Raw genomic sequence first — 17,191 nt, 5'->3', positions numbered from 1 at the left:
TAACTTTAAAACAGCCCGTTGATCTCTCTTTCAATCAGGTTCACAATGGTAGCCATGTCTTCGGTATTGTTGGCAAAATCAAGGTTGTCTTTATCCAGGATCAGCAGCTTGCCGAGTTTGTAATTGTTGATCCATTTATCATACTTTTCGTTCAGTTTTGAAAGATAATCTAAACGGATACCTATCTCATATTCACGGCCACGGCGCTGAATATTGCTTACGAGTGTAGGTACAGAAGCTTTAAGATAAACCAGCAGATCAGGCGGTTTAATGAACTCGGTTATATTCTGAAAAATTGATTCATAGTTTTCGTAATCGCGGGTGGTCATCAGGCCCATATCATGCAGGTTTTCTGCAAAAATGTAGGCATCTTCATAAATGGTACGGTCCTGGATAATGTTTTGCCCGCCTTTCTGAATATCAATGATCTGACGGTAACGGCTATTCAGGAAGTAGATTTGCAGGTTGAAACTCCAGCGTTTCATGTCGCTGTAAAAATCTTCAAGGTAGGGATTATTATCTACGGCTTCGTACAATGGGTCCCACCCGTAATTTTTGGCCAGCATTTCGGTAAGGGTAGTTTTGCCGGCGCCTATATTTCCTACAATAGCTAAGTGCATATTCTTTAGTTCATGGGTTATAGTTCATGGTTCATAGCTGATGTTTTTGTCGAAGAGCACCCGTTATTTTGAAATGAACTCCGACTAATATACACCATGAACTATGAACTATCAAAACCTGCTATTTAAAATTTCCTGAAGCCTATGATCTCTCTAACTTCTCTTATCGTTTTTGAAGCGCTCTCGCGGGCTTTATCTGCACCCATTTCTGCTACTTTGCGCAGGTAATCGGTATCAGCGGCTATAGCATTGATCCTGTCGCGGATAGGGGCGGTAGCCAGCACCATATCTTCGGCAAGCTGTTTTTTCAGATCGCCGTAGCGGATGGCCATTTTGTTATATAGCTCGTCAAAATGAGCAAGTGTATCTGGCGTTGATACCACTTTCATCAAATCAAACAGGTTTTGGATCTCCTGTGGTTTTTGTTGGTTTTCAACGGTTGGGCCGCCGTCGGTTACTGCGCGCATTACCTTTTTACGGATAGCCTCAGGCGTATCGCCTAAAAATATAGCGTTGCCTTCGCCTTCCGATTTGCCCATTTTTCCCTTACCATCCAGACCTGGAATTTTTACCAAACTCTCGCCAAAACTAAAGGCATAAGGTTCGGGGAAGTAATCATTGTTATACAGCCTGTTGAAACGGTTACCAAAGGTGCGGGCCATTTCAAGGTGCTGTTCCTGGTCTTTACCAACAGGTACTTTGGTTGCTTTATGGATAATGATGTCGGCAGCCATTAATACCGGGTAAGTGAGCAGGCCGGCATTTACGTTTTCGGGATTGGCGCGTACTTTATCCTTAAAAGACGTAGCACGTTCCAACTCGCCCATATAGGCGTTCATGTTCAGGTACAGGTATAATTCTGTAACTTCCGGAACATCCGACTGTACATATATCGTAGCCTTCTCCGGATCGATACCGGCGGCTAAATATTCTATCAGCACCTGTTTCACGTTACCGTGTAAATCGGCGGGTGTTGGGTGTGTAGTTAACGAGTGGAGGTCGGCAATAAAGAAAAAGCAGTTGTATTCATGCTGCATTTTTATAAAGTTTTGCAACGCTCCGTAATAATTTCCTAAGTGTAAGTTTCCGGTCGATCGGATACCACTAACAACAGTCTCCATAGTGTGGCGAAAGTAAGGAATTTTTCTATTTTTGGTGATGATGAAAATGATATTGAGAAAAGTGCACGTATACCTTTACATTGTGAGCGTAGCCCTTGGCTACCTTATATTGTGGCCTTTTTTCTATTATTTTTCGCGTAAACCCGAACGCTACAGTACACTTAATTCATTTAGAAGAATCTGGGGATTAGTTAGTTCGGCTTTTGTGGGCATTTTTTATCGCTTTGAGTATGAGCAGCCGATAGACTGGGGCAAGCCGTATATCATTTGCCCCAACCATACCTCAAACCTTGATATTTCGGCAATGTGTATACTGGTTAAAAGCAATTGTTGTTTCATGGGGAAACAGGAGCTTGAGGAAGGGCTTGTTACCGGTCTTTTTTTTCGCACGGTAGATATTCCTGTTAACCGCGACAGCAAAATGTCGTCGTTCCGTGCATTTAAAAAGGCATCCGAGAAATTGCAGGAAGGTATATCGCTTATTATTTTTCCTGAAGGAGGTATCTCTGACCATTATCCGCCGCAACTTGGATCGTTTAAAAATGGGCCTTTCAGGTTGGCTATTGAATTAAAAATACCCATCATCCCGGTAGCATCCGCAAATACATGGCAAATACTTTGGGATACAGGCACCAAACACGGTAGCAGGCCAGGGTTGTGTAAATTTAAAATCCATAAACCTATCGAAACCGCGCACATGAATATTGATGATGCAGATGCTTTACGCGATAAAGTATTTGAGGTTATGAATCGGGATTTAAAATTTGGAGATCCGGTTTCTACTTTTGCTTAATCAATTATATGGCAGCAGACCGGGAATTTGTAATATATTTGTGGATAAACCGATTGAAACGGTTCGTTCAACATTAAATGAATCGATGCTTTGCGCCATGAGGTTTACGTTATATATAAAATAAAAATTACAACAGGCATGACCATTGATAAAGAAACCGTTGAAAAAGTAGCCCACCTGGCCCGCCTTGAACTTACCGAAGCCGAAGTACAGGATACCATGCAGGATATGAGCAAAATCCTTGATTTTATGGCTAAACTAAACGAGGTAGATACAACAGGTGTTGAGCCGCTGGTTTACATGACTACCGGTGCTAACGTACTGCGTGAGGACGTGGTGAAGCAACGAATTACACACGAAGAAGCCCTGGAAAATGCCCCTAAACATGATGAGGACTACTTTTTAGTAGCCAAGGTGATTGAGAAGTAAGTTCGAAGTTTTAAGCCGGGAGTCTTAAGTCTGGTAATAAAAAATAACTTTTGACTAAAAACTTAAGACTTTCGACTTTAAAGCTGTAACATTAGGTACCCATGTGCAGTCCAAACAAAAAATAATTCATGGAGCCAACAAATACTGCCAAACCGTTAATAACAATAAATGATATCGGGCGTAAATACGTAATAGGTGCCGAGGTGATCCACGCGCTGAAATCTGTTTCGCTTTCTATTAACAAAGGCGAATTTGTTGCTTTGATGGGTCCATCCGGTTCGGGTAAATCAACCCTCATGAATATTTTAGGTTGCCTGGATACACCAACCAAAGGGCAGTATATTCTTAACGGGATAGATGTAAGCCACATGACCGATAGTCAGCTTGCCGAGGTTCGTAACTCGGAGATTGGATTCGTATTTCAGACATTTAACCTTTTACCGCGTAATACAGCATTGGATAATGTGGCCTTGCCGCTAATCTACGCCGGTATTAGTAAAGAGAAACGTATGGAACGTGCCGGTAACGCTTTGAAAAACGTAGGGCTCGGCCACCGTATGGATCACAAACCAAACGAGCTTTCGGGTGGGCAAAGGCAGCGTGTTGCCGTGGCAAGGGCGCTTATTAATGATCCTTCCATTATCCTGGCCGATGAGCCGACAGGTAACCTTGATACCAAAACTTCTATCGAGATCATGGGCCTTATTGAAGATATCCACGCAAAAGGCAACACCATTATCCTGGTAACGCACGAAGAAGATATTGCCCTGCATGCCCACCGCATAGTACGTATGCGCGACGGATTGATTGAGAACGACTACGTTAATACAAACGTTCAGACTGTTGACCGCAGGGTAGAGGAGGTGTAGGCCCCAGCCACCTAAAGGGGGAGTTTTATACGTGTGAATTTAACCTGTTGAACCGTGAAACAATTACAAACAGGCAGCTTTTACGGACAAACTAATCAGACAACTCATTTACAGGGCATCACCATAACTGATACCGAATATACCCTTGATAAGGTAGACTGGCACTACCATGAAAATGCCTACTTCACCTTTATATTGGCCGGTAATGTAATTGAAGGCAATAAGAAAGAAGTTTATCATTGCCCTGCAGGCAGTCTGTTGTTTCACAACTGGCATGACCCTCATTATAATATTAAACCTAAAGGCTTTACCCGCGGCTTTCATATCGAATTGCAAAAACACTGGTTTGATGGTTTGGAGCTCAAGCAGGATAAACTGGAGGGCAGCTTTGCCGTTCATGATCCGGATGCTAAATTTCTTTTATACCGTATCTTCAAAGAATCAAAGATTGGCGATGAGCTAACCGCTATAGCGGTAGAGTCGTTATTGCTGCAAACGCTTAGTAAAATGCAGCTGAGCAACATTGCCGCATCAAGCCTTGTTCCTGCATGGGTTGGCAAGTTGAAAGAGATCCTTGCCGATGATCCTATCCGAAAGCATACGCTTACCGAACTTTCGGATTTGTTAAACTTACATCCGGTTCATTTATCGCGCGATTTTTCAAAGTATTTCAACTGTACAATGGGCGAATATGTTCGCAAGCTCCGGGTTGAAAAATCGTTCGCCTTACTGGCCGATGAGGAATTGTCTTTAACAGACATAGCATTTACCTGTGGATTTGCCGATCAAAGCCACTTTTTACGTTGTTTCAAGGAGTTTGGCAGGAGCAATCCATCAGCATATCGCAAGCTTTTATTGAGGGTATGTTAATCCTGTTCTATTTTTAATGTGTTGATTGTGGCAGATTTGTAAAATCTAAACAAATAAAAATGAAACGTTATCTACTCTCACTCTTTATCATAATTTATACAACCTGCAAAATATTTGCGCAAGCCGGCAATATCACCCAACCGGAGCTAATTACATCGGCCCTACAAAAAGCCAATATAGGTAAAGTGGTTTTTGAGGCAGATACTATTCCGCTTGAAGGGTTGAAAGCAACCGATCTGTTAACAAACTATCAGGCCAGGCCTGCCAATAATTTATATATGCGGCTTTTGCTGGCCAATTCGCTAACCAATTATCAGCATGCCTTACAACCATCGACAAGTATTGAGCAACTGAACCAGGGCAATTTTCAGTTTACTTTTTATGTAGATGGCAGGCAGGTTTATCAGGAAAACCTGCATAAGGGAGCCAACCTGCCCATTGTGAAAAATACGAAGACCACGATTTTTGTTCCGCTCATCAGCAACCGTGGCGAGGATTCATGGGGACGTTCTTTATGGGGGCGGTTCATGAACCATGGCGGAGATGACGCGTTTACAACGGGCTCACATCAGCTTAAAATAGAGGTGCGGCCTTATGTTGCGGTGCCCGATTTAAAAGTTGGCGAACTGATAGCACAGGGCGGGATAAGCTTTACTGTTCCGGCAATTGATCCGAAGGATGCCCAACTACAGTCTATAAAGCCAGGCAGTGACTGGCCGGTATCAAATGAGGCTTTTGATAAAAAGAAGATCATGGAGATGAACGCCATGATTGCGGGCAACAGGTTTAAACAGATCACCAGTGTGGTTGTGATCAAAAACGGTAAGTTGCTTATAGAGGAATATTTTAACGGCAGCGCGCGCGATTCATTACACAATCCCCGTTCGGTAGGTAAAACTTTTGCATCGGCTGTAATGGGCATAGCTATTCATGATGGCTATATTAAAAGCGTTGATCAAACTCTAAAAGAGTTTTATAATTTGAAGAAATTCAACAATTATTCGGCTCAAAAAGATAACGTAACGCTCAAGAGCCTGCTTACCATGAGTTCGGTTTTTGATGCCGATGATGATAAGAGCGATTCGCCGGGAAACGAAGACAATATGTATCCTACAGACGATTGGGTGAAATTTGCCCTCGACCTTAAAACCGACAGCAGCAAAGCCGCGGGCAAACAATGGAATTATTTTACAGCAGGCGTAGTGGTATTAGGCGATATCCTCAATGAATCGGTACCTGGGGGATTGGATAAATATTCGGCCGACAAGCTTTTTAAGCCTCTGGGCATAACAAATTATCGTTGGCAATACACGCCGAAAAATGTCCCCAATACAGCAGGCGGTCTACAAATGCGTTCGTTGGATTACGCCAAATTCGGGCAGCTGTATAAAAACGTAGGCTTGTGGAATAGTAAACAGGTGTTACCCCCAAGCTGGGTGAAGGACTCATTTACCAAACACCTCACTTTGCCTAAAGATGTGGTAGGCGAGGGCTTTTACGGCTATCTCTTCTGGAATAAAACGTATACGGTAAATGGCAAGGCATACGAAACTTATTATTGCTCGGGCAATGGTGGCAACAAAATCTTTGTTTTTACCGATCAGCCATTGGTAGTAATCATAACTGCCGAGGCCTACAATACGCCTTACGCGCATCCGCAGGTTGATAAAATGATGCGTGATTATATTTTACCGGCAGTATTGAAATAATTGATGTAGAGACGCATCTCATGCGTCTATGAATATGCCGGTCGATATGTTATTGCAGAGAGACGCATGTGATGCGTCTCTACATTGAAAAGGGGGCGTTTTTTAATCGCAGGTAGTACATAACCTCGAAACAAACTCCGCCAGGTGCATAGCTTTTTCGGCGTTTCTGGCTTGGGTGTTGCCTATGATCAGGGTATGTTCAACTATCTCAATCACAAAATCATCCAAACGGATATCCATTACCACATTCCGAAAATTACGATCGGCACCGGTTGTCGCTTTTTGGCGGTCACTTACCAGCATGTAAAACGTATCGCTGAATGCTTTATCCTCGGCAAAATCAAGCTCAACGGGGTGGATGAGTTCCTTGATTTTATCAACAAGCGTTTCGCGCCTGATGAGTACCTTTCCAAAATCGTGTTTTAAGTAGGCCAGCGCCCAAACGTGATGTTCGGTAGTTATAATTTTACCGTGGTCGGCATGTTTAGGTGTGGCCTCAGTAAAAAGTATGTAACTATCGTTGTTTTTATTTTTTACAGCATAGGAGCCGCTCAGGCTTACATCGCTGTAATTTTTAAATACGCTGAACTGTTCTAAATGAAAATCAATATGTCCGGTTTGCTCAATCCTGAATCTTTGCTGAAGCGTTTCAAGTATAGCATTTATATCCGTTACCGGTGTTGCAATTTGTGTTGTATCAAGGGAAGCTGACACTTTTATAAAGTTTAGTGTTAATGATTAACACAATAATAACTTTTTCGCAACAAAATTCAAAAAGTGATTAGTTAGGATATGGTTTCATTTTTCCACATGAACAAACACAATTTGGATCGTTCACGCCCATCTTTTTCAGGAAAAACTGGTAAAAGCCAATCCTGTCGTTCATGTTGTACATATTTTCGCCTTTATTACATTCAACGTCGCCGTTTACGATATTGATGGTCATGCCAAAGCCTGGTGTACGGCCAGCGGCCTTATCTTCGGCATTAGGCTGCCATTTGCCGGTCATAACATCATGTGCCGAAGGTTTGTGCGTTTGAGGGGTCATCCAAAAATAAATAGCTGTTTTAAACGCCATTACAGGATCGGTTTCCACTAACTCAGGGTTTTGCAGCAGTATTTTATCATCGCCTAAAATACAATCGGATGCATAGCCATAGTTGCCATTGTAGCTTAGCTGCATTGGTCCGCGGCCATAGTATTTTTTACCGGCTACAGGTGGGTATTCATCATTTTCGGCAACGTAGGGTAGGCTGGTATTACTTTCGTGGATCAGCATCAAGCCGTCGGTATAAGAGGCATTCATGCCGTGACGTGTTTCATGGGCAATATGCGCGAAGAAGGCCGCGAGCTCCTTTTTATTTACATCAGCGCTGTATTCGGTACAAAAATTACTGTAATCAATGGTGTAAGTACTATCTGGTTTGGCTTTGGCCCATTCTTCATTCCAGTCAACATCCTGGCGCACAACAGTGCTTTTATTTGTTTTTTTATCGGTACGTACCAACTGGTAAACAGATGTTGCCCGCCGGGTTACTTTTACTTTGATTATGCCCAACTCATCGGCGGCTTTAATAAAGGAAGCGTAGGTGTAAAATTTATCGCGCTGCGGAAAAAGATCATTGAATTGTTTCTCGCTCAGCAAACTGGCCATGGTTACTTTAGGAGGAGCTGGTTTATTTGACACCGCCTTATTACTGTCGCTGCCACTGCTACTTTTACTGTTTCCGCCGCAGCTAAAACCGGTTGAAAGCAGTATTACAAGGGAAAGACAAAGAAGCTTAGATGATAATATGATTGATTTCATGGGTTTAACACTAAGTATGTTAGATGATGTTACTAATGCAAGTTTAAGCTAACATTTTAAAAATTACACTTCATTAGCAAAAAATATACTAATTGCTATGAAATACAAATTTTAAGATGATAGCTTTGGAATAACAGTAATCATGAAAAAAAGATTTTGCAGGCGTTATTTAATTTGCTGATAGCCAGCATAGCTATTTTTTGTAACCAGATTGTTGTGGTTTAATTGTTAAATTAAGCATGAAGATATATACTAAAACGGGCGATAAGGGGTTTACCTCATTAATTGGTGGTACCCGTGTGCCCAAGCATCATATCCGGATTGAAAGTTATGGAACTGTTGACGAACTAAACTCGTACATAGGGTTAATTCGCGATCAGGATATTGATGCGCATGATAAGGAGGTATTGAAGCAGATACAGGACAGATTGTTTACTATTGGATCATCACTGGCGGCAGATCCGGAGCGCTCAAAAATGATCATCCCCGACTTGTACCTGAGCGATGTGGAAGCATTGGAAACGGAGATAGACAACATGAACGAAAAACTGCCGCCGCTAAAACATTTTATTTTGCCCGGTGGTAGTAATGTTATTTCATTTTGCCATATTGCAAGATGCGTTTGTCGCCGTGCCGAAAGGATCACCGTTCAGCTTGCCGAAGAGAGTACAGTTGATGAAAAAGTGAATATTTATCTGAACAGGTTGAGTGATTACCTGTTCATTTTGGCCCGCAAAATTGCAAATGTTAATGAAATAGCTGAAAATCAGTGGATACCACGGGTTTAAAAAATTGAAAAAAAATATTGATATTCAATTTGAAAATGTTATACTTTTGCGAAAAAGCAAATTTTACTGATAATTATAAATATAAATAAAAACGATGTATTGGACACTTGAACTGGCATCGCACCTGGAAGATGCACCATGGCCCGCAACAAAAGACGAATTAATTGATTATGCTATCCGTTCAGGCGCTCCTGTTGAGGTTATCGAAAACCTTCAGGCACTTGAAGATGATGGCGAACCGTACGAAAACATAGAAGAGATTTGGCCGGATTATCCGACTAAAGATGACTTCTTCTTTAACGAAGACGAGTATTAATCACGATAATAAAACCCTTAGCAATAAGGGTTTTTTTGTTAGCCACTACTTTTTGGAATGATTTTAGTATAGGTGAATTCACATTTACTTAATTAAAAACATACAAAATGAGAGGTTTACTGTACATTATCGCTGTTATCCTTGTAATAGGATGGGCAATTGGCTTTTTTGCATACTCTGCACCTGGTTTAATTCACGTTTTATTGGTAATAGCTATAATAGCCCTGCTTTTAGGCGTAATCAGGCGTGCATAAACAATTTTAACCTTGTATTGCAAATAGAAAAAGCCATGGCTGTTATAGCTGTGGCTTTTTGTTTAATAACAGTTCGGCAATAGCGATATCTTCGGGGAAGGTGATCTTGATATTGCTGTGATCGCCCTCGGTAAGTTTTATCTCGGCACCGTATTGCTCAACAACACTGGCATCATCCGTGAATGTACTATTGAAAGGCTGCTCGTACGCTTTTCTCAACAACGATGCTTTAAAGGTTTGTGGGGTTTGCACCAGGTAAATCTCGTCCCTGATTAAACTGACCGATTTGTCATCTCTTACTTGCCGTATCGAATCGCGGCTTTTAACGGCTACTACGGCTGTTCCGTGTTCAGCAGCGCACCGATAGGCATTGTCAATGATTAAAGGCGATACAAGCGGGCGTACTGCATCCTGAATTGCTACCAGAGCTTCTGTGTCTGTAATGATGCTAAGCCCGTTCTTAACGGAGTGAAAGCGGGTTTCGCCGCCTGTAACCAACCGGTGGGGGATGGTGAAAGAGTATTCCTCAATCAGCTGCTGCCAATAAGTATGATAGGCTTCGGGTAAAACCAATATAATGCCCGGCTTAAATGCTGACTGCTCAAAGGCCTCAATTGTGTGCATCAGTACCGGCTTGCCGTTAAGTAATAAAAACTGTTTAGGCAGGTTCGATTGCATCCGGCTGCCCGAACCGCCGGCTACTATAATGACGTAGTTGGGGAGATTAGATATGAGATTTGAGATATGAGATTTGAGATTGGAAGCTGCCATGATTTGAGTTGACTAATATCTAACAAAATTGGCTGTAAAAGAAATAAGATCTAATAGCATATAATGTGTCTCTCATCTCAAATCTAATAAAACTACCACAAAAAAAATGAGATATGAAACCGTAGTCTCATATCTCAAATCTTATATCTCACATCTAATAATATTAGATGATCAGCATCGCATCGCCGTAGCTGTAGAAGCGGTATTTTTCTTTTACTGCTATTTCGTAAGCGTTCATTACGTTTTCGTAGCCACCAAATGCCGCAATCATCATCAACAAGGTTGACTCTGGCGTGTGGAAGTTGGTGATCATTGAGTTTGCAATACTAAAGTCGTATGGCGGGAATATAAACTTGCTGGTCCAGTCGTTAGCTGCTTTCAATGTTTTGTTTGCAGATACAGCCGATTCGATAGTACGCATTGAAGTAGTACCAACGGCACAGATACGTGCTTTACGCTCAATACCACGGTTTACGATATCAGCTTGTCTTTGCTCGATAATGAATTGCTCCGAATCCATTTTGTGTTTGGTTAAATCTTCAACTTCAACCGGGCGGAAGGTGCCTAAACCAACGTGTAATGTAACCTCGGCAAAATCAACACCTTTTAGTTCAAGGCGTTTCATTAGCTCACGGCTGAAGTGTAAGCCTGCAGTAGGGGCAGCAACGGCACCTTCGTGTTTAGCGAAAATGGTTTGGTAACGCTCCTTATCTTCGGCAGTAGCTTTACGTTTAATGTATTTTGGAAGCGGTGTTTCGCCTAAAATTTCAACGTTACGACGGAATTCTTCGTCGGTACCGTCAAACAGGAAACGGATGGTACGGCCACGTGAAGTAGTGTTATCCACAACCTCGGCAATCAGCAAATCGTCGTCGCCGAAATATAATTTATTACCTACGCGTATTTTACGGGCCGGATCAACCAGTACATCCCATAAGCGCAATTCTTTGTTCAGTTCGCGAAGCAAAAATACTTCGATAGTGGCACCAGTTTTTTCTTTGTTGCCATATAAACGGGCAGGGAAAACTTTGGTGTTATTAAGGATCATTACATCCTTATCATGAAAGTAATCCAGCACGTCTTTAAATATTTTATGCTCAATTTTGCCTGAATCTTTGTGTAAAACCATTAAACGTGATTCATCGCGAGTGGCAGAGGGTGTATGGGCGATAAGGGATTCAGGTAAGTTAAATTTAAATTGAGATAATTTCATGCTTGTTTTTATGAATTTTCAAGGGCGCAAATGTACGAATTTTTTTTGTTAATTTAACAGATTTTTTTAAGAAGGGTTTTAATTACACTACTGTTATATTAATTAAAAAATACTGTAACTTAAATCACCCGCTGTTGTCTAAAAAACATCAGCAGGTTGTTAAACATTTTAGGAATAATAACACCGGCTGTTTTATTACCTCCAGGCGCTTTTTTACCGTGCAATAAAGGTTGATTAACAAGTAAGATCAAAATAAGTTATATGCTTTTTTTAAAACTTTTAAGGGAAAGTTTTTTGTTTGCGGGCGACGCCCTGCGGCAGAACAAAACACGTACGTTGTTATCGTTGCTGGGGGTAACCATTGGTATATTTACCATTATTGCTGTTCAGTCGGCAGTTGATACGCTGCGCAATAATCTGCAAACCAGTGTTAACAAACTTGGTAACAATAGTATATACGTACAAAAATGGCCCTGGGTAGGCGGTAGTGATTTCCCCTGGTGGAAATACCTGCAAAGGCCGGAGTCTGATCTGCGTGACTTTAACGAACTCTCGCGCCGTATCACCACTGCCGAAGCTTTATCTTATGAAATAAACATCGATAACCGTACCATCAAATATAAAAGTAACACAGTTGAAGGCGCTCAGGTTGATGCCGCGTCGGCAGATCACGACAAAACCTGGAATTTTGATTTTGAAAGCGGCAGGTACTTTACCGATATGGAATCAAAAACCGGCGCGCCTATAACCAACATCGGGTATGATATAGCACAAAACCTTTTCCCTGATGGTGACGCCGTTGGTAAGCAGATTAAAGTAATGGGACGTTATGTTACCGTTGTAGGCGTGTTTTCAAAGCAGGGTAAGGATATGCTGGGTATCTCGACAGATAAAGAGGTATTACTGCCTCTTAACTTTGCCCGCAATTTAATTGATATTCAAAGCTCTAAATATGGGCCGTCCATCATCGTGCGCGGCAAAAAAGGTATCCCTACCGATGATGTTGAAAGCGAGATTAAAGGCCTGATGCGTTCTATCAGGAGGTTAAGGCCCGGTGCTGACGATAATTTTTCATTGAACCGTACCACCATGATCACCCAGCAACTTGATGACTTGTTTAAGGTTGTTAATATAGCGGGGGCTATTATCGGCGGTTTTTCTATCCTGGTAGGAGGCTTCGGGATAGCTAATATCATGTTCGTATCGGTAAAGGAACGTACCAATATCATCGGCATACAAAAATCATTAGGCGCTAAAAACTATTTCATATTATTGCAGTTTTTAATTGAGTCGGTACTGCTTTGTTTTGTAGGGGGGATCATCGGGTTGCTTTTCGTGTATCTCGGTACGTTTGCCGTCAAGGCCGCGTTAGATGTACAGGTAATACTTGATGCCGCTAACATTTCAAGAGGTTTAAGCTATTCAATTATTATAGGTGTAATAGCCGGTATCATTCCTGCCTATTCAGCATCAAGGCTTGATCCGGTTGAAGCCATCCGTACAAACTAACATTGATATGAAAACAATTAAAGGATTTTGCTTTTTAGCGGCTTTGGCTGCCGCAACCGCTTGTAACCAGCCAGCCAAACAACAGGACTCAACTAAAGCCGATTCAACCGCAACCAACGCTGCTAAACCCGCTGAAACACAGGTTGCCGCTGATACCGCTAACACAAGTGATGTTTTAAAAGCCTATATCGCTTTAAAAGATGAGTTTATTAAATCAGACGTAGTCGGAATTAAAACTGCTGCTACCGATCTGGAAGGTAAACTTTCAGGCATTAAAGGTTGCACCGAAACAGCTACCGTAGCCCATCAGATAACAACAGCTGCCGATATTAAAGCACAGCGCGACGCGTTTTTGGTATTAAGCAAAGATGTGATTGCCTTAGTAAAAGGCGCCAAACTAAAGTCAGCCCCAATTTATGTTGATTTTTGCCCTATGGCCGATGGCGGTAAAGGTGGTTACTGGCTTTCATCAACAAAGCCTATTGTAAATCCATATTTCCCGGAGCATATGAAAGAGTGCGGATCAGTAAAGGAGCAGATTAATTAAGGCTGAACCCTGATTTTCATGATCGAAGGATTTCATGATATTTTGAAGCGATTGGGTTACCAGTCGCTTTTTTTTGAACCTTGATTTTCATGATTGAAGGATTTCATGATATTTTAAATCAGCTGTCCGCTGTCCGAAGCCTCTGACTTCGGACGACTATGTATGTAGTTTGTAACTACATTCATAAACCTGTAGTACAGAGATTTCGACAGGGAATAAATCCGAAATCGAACATCCCAAATCCGAAATTAAGCCGATTGTCTGATATGCTTTGCCAGCTTGCTGTACAATATTTCGGGAACAAAAGGTTTGGTAAGATAATCGCACATGCCTGCTTCAAGTGCTTGCTGATAGGTTTCAGGCATGGCATCGGCGGTGAGCGCTATAACTGGTATATCCGGGTGCGATTGCCTGATGATCGCCGTGGCTTCAAATCCGTTCATTACCGGCATTTGTAAATCCATAATGATCAGATCGTAAGAGTTGTGGTTAACCATATCAACAGCTATCTGTCCGTTTAAAGCTTCCTGCACCTGCGCGTTCCAGCGTTTTAAGAACCTACCGGCTATCATCAGGTTCATTTTATTGTCGTCTACAACTAAAATGTTCATACCCTGCAGGTTATTATCTGTAACAGGCGCTGGTGCAACTTCAGGTTTCGGAGCCGCAACTGCTGGCGCGATGGTAAAGTTTATTGCAAAACAAAACGTGGTGCCTTTGCCCAATTCGCTGGAAACAGCAATGGTGCTGTTGTGCAGTTCTATCAGTCGCTTAGTGATAGCTAAACCTAAACCGGTGCCTCCATAGTCGTTATTGATTACCTGTTGATCCTGCATAAAGGGATCAAAAACAATGTTAAAACTTTCGGGCGAAATGCCGATACCGGTATCTGTAACTGCAAATTTGATCGTAACGGTGTTTTCGGTTGTTACATCTTTATCCAGCCGGATAGTAACTTTACCGTTATGTGTAAACTTAATGGCATTACTAATGAGATTGTTGAGCACCTGGCTTAGGCGCATGGCATCGCCCATTAAATCTCCTGAAATAGTATCATCTACTATCAGCTCAAGCGTTAAAGCTTTCTCCGCAGCTCTTGATTCAAATGATTGCTTGATCTTGCGGATTAACTGGTGGATGTTGAACCTTGAATTATTCAGTTCAAGCTTACCGGCTTCTATCTTATTGTAATCTAAAATGTCATTAATAATGGCCAGCAGGTTCTCGCCAGAAAATTTAAGTGTGTTCAGGTATTCCATCTGTTCGGGCCGCGGATCCTGATCAAGCAGCAGGTTGGTTGATCCAATAACCGCATTCATTGGTGTGCGGATCTCGTGGCTCATGATAGATAGAAACTCCGACTTAAACTTGGATGATTTTTCGGCCATTTCTTTAGCCCAGATCAGCTCCTGCTGTGCCTTTTGCTGATCGGTGATATCCTCGCCAATACTGGTAGTTTCTTTAATATCGCCATTCTCGTCATAAAAAACAGTGTTTTGCCAGCTGATGATCCGTTGCTCGCCATTTCGGCAAATAATAGGATTTACAAAATGAGGCAAAATGGCGTTGGTGGCAAACCAATTCTTCAAAAAGTCTTTTAAATCGTCGGGTATGAAGTTATCCATCCAATTCATACCAATCAGATCCTGTTGTTTGTAGCCAACAAGTTTAGCCAAATACTTATTACAGAAAGTTATGGTCCCGTCGCCGTCAACGGTAATAGCAATCATGTTTATTTTTTCCAGTACGGATTTGTATTTGTTCTCGGCGCTTCTGAAATCAAGCTCGGCCTGTTTGCGTTCGGTTATATCCTGAAGTGTGCCAATGATTTTACGAACGCTGCCGTCCTCATTATAAAGGCGCTTGCCCGCAATAATGCTCAGGTATTTTAAATTGCCGCGAGGGGTTATAATTCGGTATTCGTGCGATGAATCCATGGTGTTGGCATCGCTCTGCAATAGTTTCCTGATGATGTTTTTATCATTGGGATGTACGTATTTAAGCAGCAGGTTTACAAATGTTTTGCGATACAATGAGGTATCCTGCCCAAGCTCATAAATATTATTCAACTCGTCCGACCAACTCAAGTTGCCGGTGGCTACATCATATTTCCAGTTGCCAATCTTCGCTATGGCCTGGGCTTCCATAAGTTCAAGCTGACTTAGTTTTACGGCCTTATCGGCCAGGCGGGCTTCAGTTATGTCCTGGATAATGCCAAAGGTACGGGTACCCGAGCCGGTGCCCGATCTTAACTCCTTTTCGCCTCTTTGTATCCTAATGTATTTTAAGTTGCCTGCGGGGGTAATGAATTTATGCTCAAATTTATTCTGACTGGTGCTGCGGATAGCATTAAGATATTGAAAGGTATTCTCCCTGTCGTCGGGGTGAACAAGGGATATGTAGTAGTGGAAGCGGTTCATCCCTGCCGGGATCTCCTCAATTTCAAGCAAATCGTTCAAATTGGCCGACCAATGGGTTTCTTTGCTTTCATGATCATACCACCAGTTACCTATTTTGGCAATGTCCTGAGCTTCCAGTAGCAAACTTTCATTTTCTTTTAAAGCCAGTTCATATTTTTTTTGCTCGGTAATGTCAACAACCGAGGCCGAGATCCGGCCGGTGTAAGTACCGTCACTATCGAAAACAGGGGTAAAGTTGGCTATAAACCAGTGGCCGCTATCATAATCTGATGGAAACTCAACCGACGTAGGTTTACGGTTTGCCATGACATAATTTAATGCCATATCATACTTATGGGCTTTTTGAGGGCCTACAACCATGTCAAGGGTTTTACCGATAGCCACCCTTGGGTCTACCGCACGTTCGGTAAGTTCATTAAACCAAACGTTACGGCATATCTTGGTTTCATCAAACTCAAAGATGATATCATTAAGCGAATTGATAAGCGCATGCAGATGTTTACGATGTTCCCGGAGTTCGGCATCGTTTTGCATCAGGTTATTATTAAGCTCCATTACGTTATCAACCGCTTTTTTTAGCTGGTATTGGTAAGCCATCACCACCAGGAATGATACGTAAGCTATCAGCGTAAAAACAAGAATGAGGACTACCAGTACCGTAGGCGATATAACGGGTTTGGTTGCCATGAAATAGGCAATCACAATTGCAGCAATATTAGCCTCGCTTATAACGATAAATTCCCTGCGCTTTCTGCAAAAAAGCGTTAAGGCAATAAAAGTTGTTATGGCGCTAAACAGGTATACGTGTGCAAACTCATTTTTGCTGAGTAAAATACAGTTGTTTATTACCAGGAAGGATGATATGGTAGCTACAATCGCTGCTTTATAAAAAGCTGCATTGTTAATGAAGGAAAAAAATAAAGCTACAGCACAAAAAAAGCAATTTATTGCCCGAAGCCAAAAAGGATCATAAGAATTTTGGAAGCAGAGATAATGCAAAGACGGACTTGCAATAAATAAACCTATCAGCAACAGCCGGTAAACGGTAGCTTCGTTTTGGATCATTACCAATGAGTTACCTTTTAACGCCATGTTTTGGAGTAATTTTTTAATCAATTATTAACCTTTATAAACAATAATACAGGTGTTAAAATA

General features: G+C 41.9%; 17 protein-coding genes. 10 read left to right on the top strand and 7 right to left on the bottom strand.

What is annotated here, in order from left to right; translation table 11 throughout:
- Positions 1-5 precede the first annotated feature (5 nt).
- Positions 6-620: a deoxynucleoside kinase gene (locus DUL71_RS23105; RefSeq protein ID WP_112574059.1), complete on the bottom strand. Its 615-nt coding sequence runs from the start codon at positions 618-620 to the stop codon at positions 6-8.
- A 125-nt stretch (positions 621-745) separates the two neighbouring features.
- A complete protein-coding gene (trpS, locus tag DUL71_RS23100) occupies positions 746-1,741 on the bottom strand; it encodes a tryptophan--tRNA ligase (RefSeq protein WP_114940272.1) in 996 nt (331 codons plus the stop codon).
- Positions 1,742-1,823: 82 nt separating this feature from the next.
- On the opposite strand from trpS, the gene DUL71_RS23095 reads away from it, so the two are divergent.
- From DUL71_RS23095 to DUL71_RS23075, 5 genes are all read left to right on the top strand, one after another.
- The gene (locus DUL71_RS23095; RefSeq protein WP_244228823.1) at positions 1,824-2,534 is read left to right on the top strand and encodes a lysophospholipid acyltransferase family protein; all 711 of its coding nucleotides are present in this window, start codon (positions 1,824-1,826) and stop codon (positions 2,532-2,534) included.
- Positions 2,535-2,672: 138 nt separating this feature from the next.
- Positions 2,673-2,963 carry an Asp-tRNA(Asn)/Glu-tRNA(Gln) amidotransferase subunit GatC gene (gene gatC, locus DUL71_RS23090; protein WP_114940270.1) on the top strand — a complete coding sequence of 97 codons (291 nt, stop codon included), beginning with the start codon at positions 2,673-2,675 and terminating at the stop codon, positions 2,961-2,963.
- Between the two features lie 128 nt (positions 2,964-3,091).
- Positions 3,092-3,832 (top strand): ABC transporter ATP-binding protein, encoded by a 741-nt coding sequence (locus DUL71_RS23085; RefSeq protein ID WP_114940269.1) that lies wholly within the window; start codon positions 3,092-3,094, stop codon positions 3,830-3,832.
- Between the two features lie 54 nt (positions 3,833-3,886).
- Entirely contained in the window at positions 3,887-4,702 is an 816-nt protein-coding gene (locus DUL71_RS23080) for a helix-turn-helix domain-containing protein (protein WP_114940268.1), read from the top strand.
- 59 nt (positions 4,703-4,761) lie between these two features.
- The gene (locus DUL71_RS23075; RefSeq protein ID WP_114940267.1) at positions 4,762-6,411 is read left to right on the top strand and encodes a serine hydrolase domain-containing protein; all 1,650 of its coding nucleotides are present in this window, start codon (positions 4,762-4,764) and stop codon (positions 6,409-6,411) included.
- Positions 6,412-6,513: 102 nt separating this feature from the next.
- On the opposite strand, the gene DUL71_RS23070 is transcribed toward DUL71_RS23075, so the two are convergent.
- Both DUL71_RS23070 and DUL71_RS23065 read right to left on the bottom strand, forming a co-directional pair.
- Complete coding sequence (locus tag DUL71_RS23070) at positions 6,514-7,125, bottom strand: hypothetical protein (protein WP_114940266.1); 612 nt, start codon at positions 7,123-7,125, stop codon at positions 6,514-6,516.
- A 67-nt stretch (positions 7,126-7,192) separates the two neighbouring features.
- The gene (locus tag DUL71_RS23065) at positions 7,193-8,218 is read right to left on the bottom strand and encodes a chitinase (RefSeq protein WP_114940265.1); all 1,026 of its coding nucleotides are present in this window, start codon (positions 8,216-8,218) and stop codon (positions 7,193-7,195) included.
- 239 nt (positions 8,219-8,457) lie between these two features.
- Here DUL71_RS23065 and DUL71_RS23060 point away from each other — a divergent pair, with 239 nt between their 5' ends.
- The 3 genes from DUL71_RS23060 (at position 8,458) to DUL71_RS23050 (ending at position 9,576) form a co-directional block, all read left to right on the top strand.
- Positions 8,458-9,006, top strand: a complete 549-nt coding sequence (locus tag DUL71_RS23060) for a cob(I)yrinic acid a,c-diamide adenosyltransferase (RefSeq protein ID WP_114940264.1) — start codon at positions 8,458-8,460, stop codon at positions 9,004-9,006.
- A gap of 94 nt (positions 9,007-9,100) precedes the next feature.
- The gene (locus DUL71_RS23055; RefSeq protein ID WP_002996718.1) at positions 9,101-9,322 is read left to right on the top strand and encodes a DUF2795 domain-containing protein; all 222 of its coding nucleotides are present in this window, start codon (positions 9,101-9,103) and stop codon (positions 9,320-9,322) included.
- Between the two features lie 107 nt (positions 9,323-9,429).
- Positions 9,430-9,576: a lmo0937 family membrane protein gene (locus tag DUL71_RS23050; RefSeq protein ID WP_114940263.1), complete on the top strand. Its 147-nt coding sequence runs from the start codon at positions 9,430-9,432 to the stop codon at positions 9,574-9,576.
- A 42-nt stretch (positions 9,577-9,618) separates the two neighbouring features.
- Here DUL71_RS23050 and DUL71_RS23045 read toward each other — a convergent pair whose 3' ends face one another.
- Complete coding sequence (locus tag DUL71_RS23045) at positions 9,619-10,347, bottom strand: 2-C-methyl-D-erythritol 4-phosphate cytidylyltransferase (protein ID WP_114940262.1); 729 nt, start codon at positions 10,345-10,347, stop codon at positions 9,619-9,621.
- Positions 10,348-10,510: 163 nt separating this feature from the next.
- Entirely contained in the window at positions 10,511-11,560 is a 1,050-nt protein-coding gene (gene queA / locus DUL71_RS23040) for a tRNA preQ1(34) S-adenosylmethionine ribosyltransferase-isomerase QueA (RefSeq protein WP_112574046.1), read from the bottom strand.
- A 261-nt stretch (positions 11,561-11,821) separates the two neighbouring features.
- Here queA and DUL71_RS23035 point away from each other — a divergent pair, with 261 nt between their 5' ends.
- Together DUL71_RS23035 and DUL71_RS23030 are read left to right on the top strand one after the other, a co-directional pair.
- Positions 11,822-13,069: an ABC transporter permease gene (locus tag DUL71_RS23035; protein ID WP_112574045.1), complete on the top strand. Its 1,248-nt coding sequence runs from the start codon at positions 11,822-11,824 to the stop codon at positions 13,067-13,069.
- Between the two features lie 7 nt (positions 13,070-13,076).
- A complete protein-coding gene (locus DUL71_RS23030) occupies positions 13,077-13,616 on the top strand; it encodes a DUF3347 domain-containing protein (protein ID WP_114940261.1) in 540 nt (179 codons plus the stop codon).
- 248 nt (positions 13,617-13,864) lie between these two features.
- Here the strand turns inward: DUL71_RS23030 and DUL71_RS23025 are convergent, their stop codons facing one another.
- The gene (locus DUL71_RS23025; RefSeq protein WP_154402462.1) at positions 13,865-17,128 is read right to left on the bottom strand and encodes a PAS domain-containing hybrid sensor histidine kinase/response regulator; all 3,264 of its coding nucleotides are present in this window, start codon (positions 17,126-17,128) and stop codon (positions 13,865-13,867) included.
- Positions 17,129-17,191 lie beyond the last annotated feature (63 nt).

It is taken from the genome of Mucilaginibacter endophyticus, from assembly GCF_003351025.1.
In the GTDB taxonomy this organism is placed as follows: Bacteria; Bacteroidota; Bacteroidia; order Sphingobacteriales; family Sphingobacteriaceae; genus Mucilaginibacter; species Mucilaginibacter endophyticus.
The sequence above is the reverse complement of the archived record's forward strand: the minus strand, read 5'-3'. Positions and strand labels throughout refer to the sequence as shown.